15 protein-coding genes are annotated in these 16,484 nt (G+C 62.9%); 5 read left to right on the plus strand and 10 right to left on the minus strand.

All coding sequences use genetic code 11. The features are described from left to right. Positions 1 to 2: 2 nt before the first annotated feature. The 3 genes from AC4P1R_RS20840 to AC4P1R_RS20850 all read right to left on the minus strand — a co-directional run bounded on the left by AC4P1R_RS20840 (position 3) and on the right by AC4P1R_RS20850 (position 4,182). On the minus strand, positions 3 to 1,568 hold the full coding sequence (locus AC4P1R_RS20840; RefSeq protein WP_492178626.1) for a GumC family protein: 1,566 nt from the start codon (positions 1,566 to 1,568) through the stop codon (positions 3 to 5). Positions 1,569 to 1,717: 149 nt separating this feature from the next. Then, entirely contained in the window at positions 1,718 to 2,866 is a 1,149-nt protein-coding gene (locus AC4P1R_RS20845) for a GNAT family N-acetyltransferase (protein WP_492178627.1), read from the minus strand. Further along, on the minus strand, positions 2,863 to 4,182 hold the full coding sequence (locus tag AC4P1R_RS20850) for a lipopolysaccharide biosynthesis protein (protein WP_492178629.1): 1,320 nt from the start codon (positions 4,180 to 4,182) through the stop codon (positions 2,863 to 2,865). Before AC4P1R_RS20850 ends, AC4P1R_RS20845 begins: the two co-directional genes overlap by 4 nt. Before the next feature lie 193 nt (positions 4,183 to 4,375). Between AC4P1R_RS20850 and AC4P1R_RS20855 the strand changes: the two genes are divergently transcribed. The 4 genes from AC4P1R_RS20855 to AC4P1R_RS20870 all read left to right on the plus strand — a co-directional run bounded on the left by AC4P1R_RS20855 (position 4,376) and on the right by AC4P1R_RS20870 (position 8,180). Further along, positions 4,376 to 5,083, plus strand: a complete 708-nt coding sequence (locus AC4P1R_RS20855) for a N5-glutamine methyltransferase family protein (protein WP_492178630.1) — start codon at positions 4,376 to 4,378, stop codon at positions 5,081 to 5,083. After that, on the plus strand, positions 5,080 to 6,198 hold the full coding sequence (locus AC4P1R_RS20860) for a hypothetical protein (protein ID WP_492178631.1): 1,119 nt from the start codon (positions 5,080 to 5,082) through the stop codon (positions 6,196 to 6,198). Before AC4P1R_RS20855 ends, AC4P1R_RS20860 begins: the two co-directional genes overlap by 4 nt. Before the next feature lie 250 nt (positions 6,199 to 6,448). After that, entirely contained in the window at positions 6,449 to 7,471 is a 1,023-nt protein-coding gene (locus tag AC4P1R_RS20865; protein WP_069461172.1) for an LLM class flavin-dependent oxidoreductase, read from the plus strand. Between the two features lie 34 nt (positions 7,472 to 7,505). Then, a complete protein-coding gene (locus AC4P1R_RS20870) occupies positions 7,506 to 8,180 on the plus strand; it encodes a hypothetical protein (protein WP_492178632.1) in 675 nt (224 codons plus the stop codon). A 57-nt stretch (positions 8,181 to 8,237) separates the two neighbouring features. On the opposite strand, the gene minE is transcribed toward AC4P1R_RS20870, so the two are convergent. From minE to minC, 3 genes are read right to left on the minus strand one after another with little or no spacing between them, the layout of a single operon-like run. Beyond that, positions 8,238 to 8,498, minus strand: a complete 261-nt coding sequence (gene minE / locus AC4P1R_RS20875; protein WP_492178633.1) for a cell division topological specificity factor MinE — start codon at positions 8,496 to 8,498, stop codon at positions 8,238 to 8,240. Next, on the minus strand, positions 8,495 to 9,310 hold the full coding sequence (minD, locus tag AC4P1R_RS20880; RefSeq protein ID WP_492178634.1) for a septum site-determining protein MinD: 816 nt from the start codon (positions 9,308 to 9,310) through the stop codon (positions 8,495 to 8,497). The genes minE and minD overlap by 4 nt, the downstream gene beginning before the upstream one ends. 33 nt (positions 9,311 to 9,343) lie before the next feature. Beyond that, a complete protein-coding gene (minC, locus tag AC4P1R_RS20885) occupies positions 9,344 to 10,096 on the minus strand; it encodes a septum site-determining protein MinC (protein WP_492178636.1) in 753 nt (250 codons plus the stop codon). Positions 10,097 to 10,353: 257 nt separating this feature from the next. Here minC and AC4P1R_RS20890 point away from each other — a divergent pair, with 257 nt between their 5' ends. Continuing rightward, complete coding sequence (locus AC4P1R_RS20890) at positions 10,354 to 10,884, plus strand: flavodoxin domain-containing protein (RefSeq protein WP_151612043.1); 531 nt, start codon at positions 10,354 to 10,356, stop codon at positions 10,882 to 10,884. 76 nt (positions 10,885 to 10,960) lie between these two features. Here the strand turns inward: AC4P1R_RS20890 and nadE are convergent, their stop codons facing one another. Genes nadE through asnB form a run of 4 tightly spaced genes read right to left on the minus strand, consistent with a single transcriptional unit; the run spans position 10,961 to position 15,762 of the window. Continuing rightward, positions 10,961 to 11,968 carry an NAD(+) synthase gene (nadE, locus tag AC4P1R_RS20895; protein WP_151612045.1) on the minus strand — a complete coding sequence of 336 codons (1,008 nt, stop codon included), beginning with the start codon at positions 11,966 to 11,968 and terminating at the stop codon, positions 10,961 to 10,963. After that, positions 11,965 to 13,512: a class I adenylate-forming enzyme family protein gene (locus tag AC4P1R_RS20900; RefSeq protein ID WP_151612046.1), complete on the minus strand. Its 1,548-nt coding sequence runs from the start codon at positions 13,510 to 13,512 to the stop codon at positions 11,965 to 11,967. The genes nadE and AC4P1R_RS20900 overlap by 4 nt, the downstream gene beginning before the upstream one ends. A 28-nt stretch (positions 13,513 to 13,540) precedes the next feature. Further along, positions 13,541 to 13,807 carry an acyl carrier protein gene (locus AC4P1R_RS20905; protein WP_151612048.1) on the minus strand — a complete coding sequence of 89 codons (267 nt, stop codon included), beginning with the start codon at positions 13,805 to 13,807 and terminating at the stop codon, positions 13,541 to 13,543. Positions 13,808 to 13,827: 20 nt separating this feature from the next. Continuing rightward, positions 13,828 to 15,762, minus strand: a complete 1,935-nt coding sequence (asnB, locus tag AC4P1R_RS20910) for an asparagine synthase (glutamine-hydrolyzing) (RefSeq protein WP_492178638.1) — start codon at positions 15,760 to 15,762, stop codon at positions 13,828 to 13,830. Between the last annotated feature and the right edge of the window lie 722 nt (positions 15,763 to 16,484).

Genomic DNA, 16,484 nt, shown 5'->3' on the forward strand with positions numbered 1-16,484 from the left:
CCCTAGGCGGTCGCGCGCTGTTGGGCGCGAAGATATCGCCACAGGCCGAGGCCAAGAGCCAGGGTAACGCCGATCCCAAGGCCCGCCACGGCGCCGCCGATCAGCAGGATGACCGTGCGCGGTGGCCAGCTTCGCGACTCCGGCGGCAGCGCACGCGAGATGACGCGGATGTTTGTGGTATCGATCTGCTGGCGTTCGGTGATCTGTTGCGCGCGGGCGAGATGCGTTTCATACACCGCCGCCTTGGTGCGCGCGTCGCGTTCGAGATCGCGAAGATGGACCTGCGCGTCATTGTCGGTAAAGACGTTCGACCTCTCGTCGTTCGCTTTCACCCGCAAGGCATCGAGAGATGAGCGTTCCCGATCGAAATCGGCCTTCGCGCGTTCCGCTATGCGCCGCGCCTCCTGATTGATCGCCGCCTCGAGCGTCGTGCGCTCCGAGCGCGCCGCGGCGAGACGCGGGTGCCTCTCGCCATAGGTAAGCTGCATTGCGCCGATCTGCTGCTGCACGGTGTTGAACTGCTGGCGGAGATTGGTCATGTCGGCCGACTCGAAGACCGAGGCGCTGGCGGTCTGCCCTTGCGCGATCGCCGCGCTCATCTGCTTGTAACGGGTTTCCGCCTGGATGAAGCGCTGCTGCGCTTCGAGGACCTGGGTGTTGAGTTCGCCTGACAGCTGATTGCTGACAAGTTCGCCATTGGCCGACAGCAGTCCATTGGCCCGCCGGAAATCCTCGACCTTCTTTTCCGCCTCGGTCACGCTCCGGCGCAGTTGATCGAGCCGCGCATTGAGGTTTTCCGCGACGCGGCCGGCACTCTCGGCGGCCGATTGGAAGAGTTCCGCCTCAAAGGCATCGACGATCGCATCTGCGAGCGTCACAGCCTTGTCCGGTGCCTCGCTCCAGACTTTCAGGACGACGACGAAGGAGCGTTCCTCGCGGCGCGCCTCGACCCGCTCGGAGAGTGCCCGCATGGCGGCCAGTTCCTTGCCGGCCTTCGTATCCTGCGACGAAAAGAGAGCCATCAGCGCCGAAAGCGACGTCGGCTTGACGTATTCCGGATCCTCCGTCAACCGCAGCTTACTGATGACGCGTTCGAAGACGTTTCTCGACGTCAGCGTCCTGAGCTTGCTTTCGACCTCCAGCAATTGCGCATCGCGCTGCGGATTGTTCATGAAGACGTCGTCGCTGACGACATTGAGGTTCGCGGGATCGACGACAATGTCGGTATAGACCGTGTAGCGCGGAGTCGCCGTCATCGCATAGCCGAGGGCACCGGCGACACAGACGAAGAGTGCAAGAACGATCCAGCGAAAGCCGTCGCGCAGCCAGGCGACGATGTGATCGATCCCGATGCTGCCGAGCAGAGGAAGCCCGGGAAAATAATCGCTAACTCGTGGGCGGGGCGATATGCTCGCAGATCGGGGAGCGACCGGCGCCGGAGCGGGAATCTTGGATGGCTCGGGGCGATCCGGCAGGAGATCGAGCAGCGAACCGCCGCGCGAGCGCGGCCGCTCAAAGCGCGTCTCAAGGCGCAATGTTTGTCCCTCGGGCTCGCTCGGCCGGTACATCCGTCGTCTTTCCCCACGCGTGCTCGCCAAAGAGCACGGCCCCTGCTGCGCGCAGTGATTGTTAAGACTTAGGCTCGCAGAGTGAACATTCGGTTAAACGCGCCGGCGGCCGGTAACCTTTCATCGAAAGCCCCGCCGACGGCCGGCGATCAGAAATCGGTCAGCAGCCTGCTCCAGCTTTCCGACGCAAGCCCGCCGATATAGATGTCGTTGCCGAGGGCCGCTTCCTTGATTTCCGCATGGCGGGTCACCATGCAGAAGTAGCCGCGATGCCGGAAAGAAAGCCAGCGCTGGCGCGAAATGGCGTTCATCAAGAATGGCTGGCCCATGCCGGCCGCAACCGCGTAACCGTCCTCGTCGAGGCTCGCGAACATCGCGGTGGTGACATCGAGTTCCCTTCCGGCCTCGCATAGAACATTGAGCACATGGGCAACCCGCTTCGCCCTTCCGAAAAAGAGGAAAGCGCCAATCGCCCTGCCGTCGTCGGAGCGGACGATCCTGCTTTGCAGCGTCCCGAGGCTCCGGTTCCGCGAGGCGACGCTGGCCAGCCAGTCGAATTCGCGCTTCGACCAGCTTGGACGAACCGAAAACCGCTCCAGCATTGGCGCGGCGCACTCGAAGAATGCGTCGAGGCTCGCGGCTTCCGCGCGGCATCCCGCAGTGAATTCGGCTTTGAGCGAAGACCGCCACCGGCGGAGCGCCCGATCGACCCATCCAAGCGCGCCAATCACCGGCCCCGAGGCAAGGAGGGGCATCTGGCGTGCGGCGAGCAGCGCCGCAGCGGCAAGCGGCCGGAAGGCGCGCCGCCACTCCAGACTCTGGATCGGCAGAATGATGCCGCCGCCTGCCGTGCAATGATCAGCGCTCACCGGTGAGGAGCTGTCGGAGAAGCACATCTCCTGCCGCGCCGCCCGCACTGTGCGTGCAAGCCGCGCGGCACCTGCGGCGCCACCCCTGCCGTCGACCATGAAGGCGCAGAGAAGGCGGGCCACCATGCGCCGGCCATTCACGGTGAACTCCATTGGCACCGAGAGGATGGCACTGTCCATACGGCCATCGCTATCTTCATGAATGACGCTGCCATGTTCCGGTGCATAATGCGGGCTGCCAAAAAAAACGGCTTCGAGATATCGGATCAGATCGTCGCCGGCTTCGCTATCCCGCTGGCGGAAGACCTTGTTGAACAATCTTGCAACGGCCGGCAGGTCGGCCCGTTCCATCGCCCGGATCGAAGTCATGCGGTCACTGGAGCCTTCGGCTGCCGCGAAAGACCGCGCCTGCGACAACTCGATCGTCATACGCCAGCCTCGCCGGGAGCGAGCACCCGCCGGGCGGCGCTTTCGCGGTCGCGCCGCACGAAGTGCAGGAATACGCCCCAGGCACCCACCACCATGGCAGTCTCGATCACGTAGAACGAGATGAGCGTTCCGGTCGGCGGTGCATACCAGCTTGCCCAGGCGGCAAGACCGGCGCCGGCAATGCTGCCAAGACCCATCACCGTCGCACGCGGAGCGTGGTAGCCGGAGGCGCCCAGTGCTTCCACGGCCACGGACCAGATCGCCAGCGGCACGACCACCCAGCAGAGAATTCGAACGAAGCCGACGAGTGAGACGTATTCCCTGCCGAAAAGATAGGGCAACGCCGGCGCCAGCAGAAAGACCACTACCGCCGCCGCAACGCCGATGACCGCCGCAGCGGCGAGCACACGCAGCACGCGCTCAAGCGCGTGGTGCAGCCCTGCAGCCGACAGCCTGGCAGAGCCGGGATAGATGAGCCGGTTGAGCGCCTCCACCGACAGATAGCTGCTTTCCAGCATTCGGCGGGCGACACTATAGCTCGAAACGAGCTCAGCGCTGGCGACGAGGCTCAGGACGAGAAGATCCGCATTCTGGCGAAGCGCACGCAGAATGAAGGGGATGGCGAAGTAGAGCCCCTGCGGCAGTTCCTCCCTCACGACGGCATAGCGCGGTCTTCCGAGGCCTTTGAGGACCTGCAGGCAGAGCAGTGCGACGAGGACGTGGCTGAGGAACTGCCAGACGGCCCAGTCGGCGACCGTCGACACGCTGAAGACGATGCAGGCGAGAGCGGCCGCCGCGGTGCGCGCTACGGCAAAGCCGACGACCACTGTATTGGCCGAGGTGAAGTCGGAATGGGCGAGAAAGATCTGTTCGGCGAGCACGATCACCCGGACCAGCACGATATTGGTGACGAGCATCAGCATCACCATAGCTATGTTCGTGACCGGATCCGGCGACAGGCTGAAGAAGAAGGGCAGAATGAGCGTGCCCACGAGTATCAAAACCGTACCGCTGGCGACCGTCAGAATGATGTTGTGACCGAGCATCACGGGATAGATCGTCCGGTCGCGAGCGACCCGGCGCACGAGGCATTCCATCGCACCGAGCCCGCAGAGGTGCACGGCGATATTGGCGACGGCTGTCATGGCGACGAAGACGCTGAACTCGTCGACGCCGAGCCAACGCGCGAGAATGGCAAAGGTAAGGAGCTGGGCCGCAGAACTGATGACGAGGCTGCCGCCCGATGCAGCATAGGAGAGAAGCATCGGCAGAAGGGCCCTGTAGCCTTTCGGTTCCGTCGCGCCTTCCGAAGCCATCCAATCAGCCTTGCACCCGTAACAATACTCGGCGTGGGAGTGGCTTCTCGCCGCCCGCTTTTGCCGGTTGCCGCGCAACTTAGCGCTTAGAGGTGATTGTGCGGTTAACAGGAGCAGCTCATTTGCATTTCAGCTTCCGTTTACCTCGCTGCGCTAGGGTCCGCGAAGCCATCCGACGATCGAAGGAGCATTCGTGCTGCAGGACGACAATGAGACCCGCCCGGCCGACGGCCGACCGCCCCTTGTCCGATTTATGGAGATCGAACTCGAGCTTGCGCCAGACGTGCTCGTGCCGCGGGAAGAGACGGAACTGCTTGGACGCAGCGCTGTCGCCATCCTGCGAGACCGTGCGGGGCCGGCATCGATCGTCGACATGTGCTGCGGATCCGGCAATCTCGCCTTGGCAATTGCTGCGGAAGTGCCCGCGGCGCGGGTTTGGGGTGCGGACCTGACCGACAGCACGGTCGCCCTCGCCCGCCGCAATGCCGAGCGCCTCTCGCTCCAGGATCGCGTCTTCATTCGGCAGGGAGATCTTTTCGCCGCCCTCTCTGGGGAAGATCTCGAAGGCGCGGTCGACATGATCGTCTGCAACCCACCCTATATCTCCACCGCCCGCCTAGAGGGCGACAGCGCCCACCTTCTCGACGCGGAGCCGCGCGAAGCCTTCGACGGCGGCCCCTATGGCATCTCCATCCACCAAAGGCTGATCCGCGAGGCGGGCGCCTTTCTGAAACCCGGCGGCTGGCTGCTCTTCGAATTCGGAGAAGGTCAGGATCGGCAGGCGGCCGCCCTCCTCGCCCGCACGAAAGCCTACGAGGCGGTGCGCTTTGCCGAGGACGCGGCGGGCAAGCCCCGCGTCGCCATTACGTGCAAGCGCGCCGGAGTCGAGGGCAATCGATGAGCGACATCCGTCCGCTGAGGTCGGAAGACATCACCGCCGTCGCCGGCCTTTTCCAGAAAATCTTCCGCAAAAGCGACGAGGCGCCACCTCAGGCGCTCACCGCCTATCTGCGCCACCTCTACCTGGAGGCCCCCGGCTGCGATCCGGAAATTGCGCCGCTCGTGCATGTCAACGACGCAGGCCGGATCTCCGGTTTCGTCGGAGTCAATGCACTACCCATGCGTCACAATGGCCGGAGCCTACGCGCCGCGATCTGCGGATCTCTGATGGTCAAAAATCGCGACAGCGACCCGATGGCCGGCGCCCGGCTCCTGAAAGCCTTTCTTGCCGGCCCGCAGGATCTCTCCTTTAGCGAGACCGCCAGCGAGATCTCGACGCAAATGTGGACGCGGCTGCGTGGCCTTGTGCTGCCGCAATACAGCCTCGATTGGGTGCGTGTCATTCGCCCGGCCGCCTTCACTCTGGAACTCGTTACCCGCAGGCTGCGCCTAGCCCGTAGCCTTGCTCCGCTCGCTCGCGCATTCGACGGGCGATACCGCGGCAAGATGACCCGGGGCGACCTGCGCTGGTCTGCTGTGTCGGCGGAGGCGAATACGAATGGCACCCTGAAGGTCGCAGATATAGATCGGGAAAGCTTCGCCGAACTCTTCCCGATCCTGACCCGACAGTTCGCCGTGCAGCCGGCTTGGACCGGAGCTCAATTCGCCCACATTCTTGCAGATGCGACCGAGAAGCCGGACTATGGCGAAGCCCATTTTGCCGTCGTCAAGGCGCGCACCGGCGCGCCCGTCGGTGCCTTCTTCTACCACTTGCGCCCCTGGAGAATTGCCCGAGTCCTCCAGGTTCTCGCGCTACCGGGGCAAGCCGGCTTGGTGCTCGACTGCCTGATCGACCATGCCGCCGCTCGCGGCGCCGCGGCCGTGAACGGGAGGACCCAGCCCGCGCTTCTCGAGGCGATGATGGGACGTCGGATCGGTTTCGTCCACGCGGCCTCGACGGTCATTCACGCGCGTGACGAGAAACTCCTCGAGGCATTCCGACACTCGCAGGGCTTCATCAACGGGCTCGCCGGCGAACATTGGAGCCGGCTGATCGGCGGCCGGTTCGACAAGTGACAGGCGAAGGGGGCACTCGACCGGCATCGTCGGCGTATTCGCCTCCGCTGCCCACCGCCTGGCGCGATAGTGATATCTTCCGCGGGCACCTTGATACTCACTGGCCAGGTTTTCTTGGCGCCGGGGCGTTCGCGTCGTCGAAATCGAACACATTTGATCAGCTGTCCTCAGAGGCACCAGAGATAACGCGTTAATATCCACGATCCCATCGCGCCATGGCGCACCGTTCGAACAGTTGAAAGGCATGACCATGAAAAAAATCGGTTTCCTGTCGTTCGGGCACTGGACGCCCTCTCCCCAGTCGCAGACGCGGTCTGCCTCAGACGCGCTCCTGCAGTCCATCGACCTTGCTGTCGCAGCAGAGGAACTCGGAGCGGACGGCGCCTATTTCCGCGTGCACCATTTCGCCCGCCAGCTCGCTTCGCCCTTCCCTCTGCTAGCCGCCGTCGGCGCGAAAACGAGCCGCATCGAGATCGGTACCGCGGTCATCGACATGCGCTACGAGAATCCGCTCTACATGGCGGAGGACGCGGGCGCGGCCGATCTGATCGCCGGCGGCCGCCTGCAGCTCGGCATCAGCCGTGGATCTCCCGAACAGGTGATCGACGGTTGGCGCTACTTCGGCTACGCGCCCCCGGAAGGCGAGAACGAGTCCGACATGGCCCGGCGGCACGCGGACGTCCTGCTCGACCTTCTTCGCGGCGAAGGCTTCGCCGAGCCCAATCCACGACCGATGTTTCCCAATCCGCCGGGGCTGCTGCGCCTGGAGCCCCATTCACCGGGACTACGTGAACGAATCTGGTGGGGCGCCGGCTCGAACGCCACCGCGGTCTGGGCTGCCAAGCGTGGCATGAACCTGCAAAGTTCCACGCTCAAGGACGACGAGACCGGCCTTCCCTTCCATGTCCAGCAGGCCGATCAGATCCGGGCATTCCGCGAAGCCTGGAAGGCTGCCGGCCACGAGCGCGAGCCGCGCGTGTCCGTCAGCCGCAGCATCTTCGCGCTGGTCAATGACCACGACCGCGCCTTTTTCGGCCACGGCAACCCGGACGAGGACAAGATCGGCTTCATTGACGACAAGACGCGGGCGATTTTCGGTCGCAGCTACGCCGCTGAGCCAGACCGCCTCATCGAGCAACTGGCGAAGGATGAAGCGATCGCAGAAGCCGATACGCTTCTCCTGACGGTCCCCAATCAGCTTGGCGTGGGCTACAATGCGCATGTGATCGAATCTATCCTCACCCACGTCGCGCCGGCTCTTGGCTGGCGCTGACGCGCGTTCGAGGATTGATCGCTGGAGGACCACGATGCCAGCCGTGCGGGACATGAGCTATGATGCCTGGCTTCGGCACAGCTTTGGAGAACCGGTCCGCGCGCACGGCAATCCGTGGTACTTCGACGAGGACCCACCATGGTGGGATCCGCAGCCGCCTCGAGCAATCGAGTATTTCACCGAGCTCTTTTCAACGACTGAGCAGTCGCTCGCCGGTTTTTCCGATGCGCAGATCGCGCAGGGCCTTACCTATCTCTTGAACACCAGCGCTTCGGGTGACAATGGTTGGTTCTTGAGCGAGTCGATTCCCGTTGAGAAACGGTTAGCCTGCGTCGCGGCAATCGAGCATATCTTCACCGACCTGTTCGCACCGAGATGTGCCGCCGTACTGGGTCACATAGACGAACCCGGCGCAAAGCCGCTGAATATGGTCTGCTATATGTGGTGGGACGTCTTCCCCTGCTTGGCGCTGCCCGAAGATCCGGACTGCGACAACCTGCACCGGACCGCGATAGAAGTCATGCGCCGAACGCTGCAGCTCGACTCGATTGCGTGCCAGGAGGCTGCCCTCCACGGACTTGGCCATTGGGCACGTCAACGGCCGGACCACGTCCTGGCGGTCGTCGACGCGTTCCTTGCAGACGGTTGCGGCCGGCGAGCCGAACTAACGTCCTACGCCCATTCAGCGCGGTGCGGCTGCATTCTCTGATGTTGCAGTATCCGGGCGAGCAAAGACGGCCGGCACTCTGTCCGGCCGCTCGATGTCTCAGGCTGCGCGAACGGCCTTCAACGGGATCTCTATATCGACTTCCAGCGTCGAGACATTCTCGCCGCGGTCCATCTTAACGCTCACCTTGTCGCCATCCACCTGGACGTGCTTGGCGATGACGGCGAGGATCTCTTCCCGGAGCTTCGCCACCAGGTCGGAGTGCCCCACCGACGCCCGCTCATGAGCGAGCAGAACCTGCAGTCGCTCCCGCGCCGTCGGCGCCGACGTTTGTTTACTGAAGAAGCGAAATATGCTCATGCTGCCCTCCGTCCGAATATTTTGCCGAAGAGGCCGCGCTTCTCGCCCGGAATGGTCATCGGGACGGTCTCGCCGGTGAGACGGCGGGCGGCGTCGAGATAGGCGAGCGCCGGGGCGCTGCGGTTGTCGGCAAGGGTGACTGGCGCGCCGACGTTGGAAGCGCGCAGCACATCCGTGCTTTCAGGAACGATGCCGATGAGCGGTATCGAAAGGATCTCGAGAACGTCATCGACCTTCAGCATATCGCCCCGCTCGGCGCGGGCCGCGTCGTAGCGGGTGAGCAGCAGGTGCTTCTCCACCCGTTCGCCGCGCTCGGCCCGTTCGGTCTTGGCATCTAGCAGGCCAATAATGCGGTCAGAGTCGCGAACGGAGGAGACTTCCGGGTTGGTGACGATAACGGCGATGTCGGCATGGCGCATGGCGAGCGTCGCGCCACGTTCGATGCCGGCGGGACTGTCGCAGATGATCCAGTCGAAATGCTTCTTGAGTTCGCCCATCACCTGCTCTACGCCCTCGGCCGTCAGAGCGTCCTTGTCGCGCGTCTGCGAAGCAGGCAGCAGGAAGAGCGTATCGAGACGCTTGTCGCGGATCAGCGCCTGCGGCAGCTTGGCATCACCCTGGATGACGTTGACGATGTCATAGACAACGCGGCGCTCGGCGCCCATGACGAGGTCGAGATTGCGCAGGCCGACATCAAAGTCGACCACCACGGTCTTTTCGTTTCTCTGCGCCAGCGCCGCACCGAGCGCGGCGGTCGATGTCGTCTTGCCGACGCCACCCTTGCCTGATGTCACAACGATTACTTTCGCCATCTTCCCGCTCCTGTCTGCTGGCCGGCCGCCGGCTCAGTTAAGTCTTTCTGCCATGATCGAATCGCCTTCGAGCCAGAGTTGCACCGCCTGGCCGCGAAGGTTTGGGGCCATGTCTTCGGCCGTCTTGTAGACGCCGTCGATCGCCAACAACTCCGCTTCGAGCCGGCGGCAGAAGATCCGCGCCGACGCGTTGCCGACCGAGCCGGCCAGCGCCCGTCCCCTGAGCGTTCCATAGATGTGAACCGAGCCGCCGGCGATGATCTCCGCGCCAGACGCGACCGAGCCGACAACGGTGACGTCGCCCTCGGGAAAGATCACCGACTGTCCGGATCGCACGGGCTCGCGAATGACGATCGACGAGATCGTCCGCGCCGCTTGCTGCTCCGCCTGAGGGGACGCTGACGCCATCTCGTTGGCGCCCGCCATCTTCGCGTCGGCGCCTGCCTCAGTTGTGGGAATTTCGACATCGGGAGCCGGTCGCCCGCCGCGCATCGCTGGCGGCATGCCCGGCTCGAACAGTGACGGACGCCCGCCCTCGATGCCCATGATTCGGACATTGCGCTTGCCGAGCTCATCGATCAGTTTCTTCAATTGCCCCCGATCGATTTCGATGCCCGCGACGTCGAGCACCACTGGGCGACCCAGAAAGAATCCGGCAGAGCGCGAGGCCAGATCGTCGAGACGGGTGAGCCACGTTTCGAGCGGCGGCTCTGGCGAGAGCACCAGTGCAAGGAACGAGCGGCCCTTGATGCGTATGGAGCGGGTGTCTGTTAGCACTTTGGTCATCTACGTTAATTTTCCGTTGCCTAGATGTAGGCGAGTCACGGTTAACAAAGCGTTAATTTCGCTACCCTGCACGGGGCTGGAAAAGCGGGCCGAACCGCTCGCTTTCGTATCTGTCGACGCCATCGGCGCCGCCGCTTCGTGGAGATTGCTCCAAGTCAAAGGCGTTATGGATTAATATGGTTGCGTCGGGTCTTGCAGTGCATGGAGGCATGCTTCCTGCCGGTTGGACGCACATCTCTTCGAATTGGGAGGGAATCATGAAGATCCTGATCGTGTACGGAACGACCGAGGGCCAGACGCGGAAGATCGCAACATGGACGGAAACGCATCTTCGCGAGCGCGGGCATCAAGTCGAAATCCTTAACAGCGCGGCACTCGGGCCTGATCTGAAGCTGGACGAATTTCAAGCGATCATCATTGCTGCGTCGGTCCACCAAAAGCACCACCAGGACACCGTGGTGAACTTCGCGTTCGCCCATCACGACCTACTGAACGAGAAGCCCTCGGCGTTCATATCCGTCAGCCTGTCGGCCGCCCTGGAAGAGGGGAGAGCGGAGGCGCAAGAATACGTGGATCGCTTCGTCTCCGTGACGGCATGGCAGCCACGGGCAACGCTTCTTCTCGGGGGCGCATTGCGCTATACGGAATACGACTACTTCCAGGAGCAGGTCGTCAAATTCATCGTCATGAATCGCAACAATCAGGCGATCTCCGAGCGCGATCACGAATTCACCGACTGGGATGCCCTTGGCGACTTTGTCGACCGGTTTCTTGAAATCACCGGCTAATCATGCTCGGGAAGTGTCGCGCCGACGACGTCGCGGGACCGCGCCGGGCGCTTGACGAGCGCCCGGCAAGTCCGAATCAGTCGCCGATCTCTGCGACCGGTTGCACGAGTTGCGGCCCGAGATGCAGAAACCGGGTCGCCTTGCGCTTGGCGGCAACATCTGCCCATACGCGTTCGACCTGAACTGCCGTCAGGTTCGCGGCGCGGCCGACCTCCTCGGCGCTCAAGCCATTGTTAAGGCCATAAAGGCAGAGATCCATGCGGTCGTAGGGGAGCGAGAAATAGAACTCCTCCTGCGTCTGCTCGAGCGAGTAGGTGTCCGTCGTCGGCGGACGGCGGCGGATTTCCTCGGGCACGCCTAGATAGGCTGCAAGGGCATAGACCTGGGACTTATAGAGATGGGCAATCGGCTTGACGTCCGCCGCGCCATCGCCGTTCTTGACGAAGAAGCCCTGGTCGTATTCGAGCCGGTTCGGCGTACCGAGCACGGCGAAATTGAGCCGGTCGGCGTGATAATATTCAATCTGCTTGCGCGTGCGCTGTTTCATGTTCGTCGCGGCGACGATGCCGAGATAGACCGATGGCGGCATGCGCAGCTTGGTACGATTGCCCGTCGGGTCCTGCACCACCAGCGAGGAGATATTGTAGCCCTCGCCCTCGAGTGCATTGGCGATGACGATCTTCGACGCCCAGCCCGGTCCGTAGTCGGGCACGAGTTCGCGGATGAAGGCGTCGCGGCGCTCGTAGCAGCCCATCGCCGCAAGCGTCGGGCCGATATCCTCGACAATCGCCTCGACGCCGAACGTGTCCGCCACCAGACGGCCAAGGCGCAGGCTTTCCGGATCGGAATCGTTTTCCGGCATGAAGAGGCAGAAGACATTCTGGGCGCCGACCGCACGTACCGCAAGTGCCACAGAGACGCTGGAATCGATGCCGCCCGAAAGGCCGAGCACGAGGCCGCGCTTGCGCATGCCCCTCAGTTGCGCGCGCAGTCCCGCAACGATGCGATCGGCCTCTGCCGCCGCATCGATTTCCAGGGTCTCGGCGGAGAAATCAAATCGCTCCTGATCCGGGCGGATATTCATTCGGCGGGCTCCAATGTTTCGGCTGCCAGCCTGCGGCTGACCTTGCCGGTGTCGGTCTTCGGCAGTTCGGTGCGGAACTCCACGATCTTCGGCACCATGAAATCTTCGAGATGACGGGCGCAGTGGCGGATGATGTCCTTTTCGGTGAGCGTGGCGTCCGAGAGGACCACGAGCGCCCCGATCGCGTGACCGAGCACCGGGTCCGGAACGCCGATGACGACGGCTTCCGCGATACCCGGATGGGCGTGCAGAACGGTCTCGACCTCCTTGGGTGCGACCTTCTCGCCGCGCGTCTTGATGATGTCGTCCTTGCGCCCGACGAAATAGAGGAAGCCCTCCTCGTCGGTGCGAAAGAGATCGCCGGTATGGAGCACCCTCTCCCACGGGTTCGGGCCCGGGCGCAGCATTTGCGCGGTCGCGGCATCATTGCGCCAATAGCCTTGCATGACATGCGGGCCGCGGATGACAAGCTCTCCGGCCACGCCCGGGGCGACGCGCTTGCCCTCGTCGTCGACGACGAAGGCTTCCGTGTTGGGAATAGCGATACCAACCGAGCCCGGCCTACGCTCGAGCTGCTCCGGCGGCAGGTAGGTGCAGCGCTTGCACTCCGTCAGGCCGTACATCGAATAGAGCCGGGCCGAGGGAAACAGTTCCCTGAGCCGCGCGATATGGGCCGGCGGGAGCGCGGCGGCGGTGTTCGAGAGATAGCGCAGGCTCGGCAGAAACCCGGGCTCGAGATCGCGCATCTGCAGGATCATCGCGGCCATTGTCGGCACGAGCGGGAAGCCGGTGACACCTTCCGCGCGAATGCGCTCGAAGATCGCCTGCGGGAAGGCAAAGGACTTTTCGAGGACGAGGGTGGCGCCGAGACGGATCGCCATCAGCAATTGATAGAGACCGTAGTCGAAGGCGAGCGGCAGGACGTTGAGGATGACGTCGTCCGGCCGGTTGCAGAGATAGGTGGTGATCGACTCCGACGCCGCATCGATGTTGCGATGGGTCATCATCACGCCCTTCGGGCGGCCGGTCGAGCCGGAGGTGTAGATCAGCATGGCAAGGTCGACGTCGATGCCGCCATGCGCCGCGGGCGGCCGTGCCGTCGTCAGGCACTCCTCGAATGACAGAGCCCCATCAGGCATTCGGCCGCCGGGTCCAGCGGTCGAGACGACGAAGGGAGTATGGCCGGAAGAAATCGTCCGCGCCTCGGCAACAACCGGCATCAGCTTAGCTTGCGTCAGGATCGCCGCCGCCTCGCAATCGGTGACGATATAGGCGAGCTTGTCGGCCTTGGTGGAGGCGTTGATCGGGCTGAAGGTCGCGCCGGCCTTGAGGACCGCGAAGATCGAGACCGCCGCTTCCCAGCAATTGTCCATGAAGACGAGAACACGATCGTTCCGCTTTACCCCGGTTGCGGAAAGCGCCGCGGCAAGCCGGCTCGAAAGATCGTCGAGCTCGTCGTAGCTCAATCTTCTCCGGTCGGTGACCAACGCCGCCTTCGCGCCATTCGCCGCGGCGTTCTTCGAGAGGAATTGCTCGAACCTCATGCTCTTAAAGCCCCGCTCTGCCGCCGCATCAGGCCGTGACCGGCACGGCGGCCCTGGATTGGATGAAGCCGGTGATGCGTGCCAGCGAATCGAGGTTGGCCGGCACGATGTCGGCATCGGCCATGGCGATTCCGAACTGGTCCTCGATGAAGGCGACGAGTTCCAGCACGCCGGTCGAATCGATGATGTCGTTTTCGATCAGCGATGCCGTATCGGTGAGGTCGTAGGAGGTATCGCCGAAGAGAAAGTTTTCGATGATGAAGGTCTTGACCTTGTCATTGATCGTCTGCGCCATGTGTTTTCCTTTCTGTCGGTTCAAGCGGCTGCCGCCTTGCGGCCGGCACCGGTGAATGTCTGCAGCCATAATTGCGTCGAGAGGACGCCGACGAAGGCCGCATTGTCGCGGAAGCCCGAAGCCGGCCGCGTGCTGCACTTATCATGGAGCTTCGCCACGGCCTTGGCATTGAAGAGGCCCCCGGAGGCGACCGCCTCCTCGCTCAGCGCCTCGCGAACGTAATCGAAAGCGCCGGGACCGCCGAAGGAATGACTGTCCGGTGCACGATATGGCTGCTTCGTCCGCTTGCCGATCGCGCGCGGCAGGAGATCCTTGGTGGCCTCGCGCAAAATGTGCTTCTCGGTCAGGCCCTTGAGCTTCATCTCCGGCGGTAATTTCGCGGCGAACTCCACCAGGCGGTGGTCGAGGAAAGGAAAGCGGCCCTCGATGCCGTGCGCCATCGCCATGCGGTCGCCCTGGCTCGAAAGGATGTAGCCCGGCAGCAGGAATCGGCTTTCGAGATATTGCCCCTGGTGCAGCGGATGCCAACGCCCGAAATCCCTTGGCAGGCGATCGATCAGTTCTTCCGTCGCATCATAGTCCTTGAGCTCCGCGCGCAGCCCGGCGGAGAAGAAGAGTTTCGTGGCCGCCGTGCCCTTGAAACGCGGCCGGTGCGAGAAAAGCGGATCGTCCAGCAATTCATCGCCGGCCCCGAAGAAGGCGGCGAGGTATTCCGGCGACTGTTGCTTGAGGCCCGGCAGATAGGGATAGAGCTTGCGGAAGAGGTGCGGCCTGAGGCGCGAGCCCGGCTGGCGCCCGCAGAAACGGCGCACGCGCGCCTCCTTGAAGATGTCATAGCCGGCGAACACCTCGTCGGCGCCCTCACCCGTTAGCACCACCTTCAGTCCCGCCTCGCGCACCAACCCGGACAACTGGAAGAGCGGCGCGGGGGCCGTGCGGATGATCGGACGTTCGGCAAAGCGGATCACCTCGGGGAACACGCTGGCGATGTCCCCCGCCCGGCAGGCAACGGCGCTGTGTTCCGTTCCGAGGGCTGCGGCCATTTCCAGCTGAAATGCGCTCTCGTCGTGTTCCACGCTGTCGAAGGTGACCGAGAATGTCCGAAGCCCCTGTGGCGTCATGCCGGCCGCAAGGGTCGAGACGATCGAGGAATCGAGCCCGCCGGAAAGATAGGCCCCGACCGGCACGTCGGCACGCATGCGGATGCGGGTCGCATCGCTCAACAGCGCGCGCAGGTCGTCGGCGGCGAGTCCCTCATTGGTATAGGCCGGCATTTGGCCTTGTTCGGGGAACTCCAGTGTCCAGTAGGCGCGCGTGACGACGCCGCGCTCATCGGCGATCATTAGATGGGCCGGTTCAAGTTCCAGAATATTGCGGAAGGGCGTGCGAGGTGCGATCGGCGCCCAGAGCGTAAAAATCTGGTCGAGCGCGATCGGATCGATATCAGCGGTCACACCGGGGACTGCGAGCAGAGCCTTGACCTCGGAGGCAAAGTAGAGCGTGCCTCCCTGTGTCGTGTAGAACAGCGGCCGCACGCCCATGCGATCGCGCGCCAGCATCATCCGGCGGCGCCTTCCATCCCAGATTGCGAAGGCAAAGTCGCCGTTGAGCAATGAGACGCAGTCCTCGCCCATTTCGTCATAGAGGTGGAGGATCACTTCGGTGTCGCTAGAAGTGCGAAAGCGCCGGCCGCGGGCCTTTAGCTCGTCTCGAAGCTCGACGTAGTTGAAGATTTCGCCGTTGAAGGCAATCGTCAGTTCGCCACTTGCATCCGACATCGGCTGCTGGCCGTCGCCAAGTCCGACGATCGACAGCCTCACATGGCCAAGGCCGGCCTGCGGCGTGGTGAAAACCCCCTGCTCGTCCGGGCCGCGATGGGCAATCGCTGCCGTCATCCGTTCGAGAAGGGTTTTTCCGTCTCGAATTGAACCAAAATAACCGCTGATACCGCACATGCCGGATTTGCTCTCACACCCCAATCGCGCCGAGACTATAGACGGAATGGAAGCAGCAAGAGTTAATCGCGAAAGAAACCTGCGATGATGGTAAATCATTAAAATCAGACTGAAAGAACGGAAATGATGAAGCGGCGGACTTCCCGCCAAAGACAACATTCATTTTATTAAACTTTGACTTTATACCCCCAGCCATTGGAGATCGCACTGTGTGACCACAGCCAAGTGCATTGCTTGACTTAACACCGCACCTGTCTCAGGCAGATGGAATGGATGCCCTGGTTTCCAATTTCTTAACAAAATCGGTTCAATCTTCGTCATCGAAGCGCAATATCGCTCGGAGCGCATGATGAGCTACGACTGGACCGGCATACGCACACGCCGGATCAAGATGATGAGATACGGAATTGCCGCCGTCCTGGCCCTATGCCTGCTGCTAGGCGCGGCGTCGGTGACCTTGCACGCCTTATAGGAAGCTTGGGCAATCACCTGATGATGCATGGGGTCGGCCTGTCGAGTTAACCCCTGCGATGGATGGCAGAAATATACGCTGCCCGATTGCGGCAAGCGCACCCATCAAATGTAATCCACAGCGCACCTATTGATGAAGACCTGAACCTTGACCAGTGGACACTCCAGGAGTGGAATCCACTATGAGGCGCAAGCCTGAGGCTGCCGCCAACGCAGTTTCTGCAGCGGCGGCCTCACCACTCGAGCAACCT

Source organism: Sinorhizobium sp. Y406, from assembly GCF_058732025.1.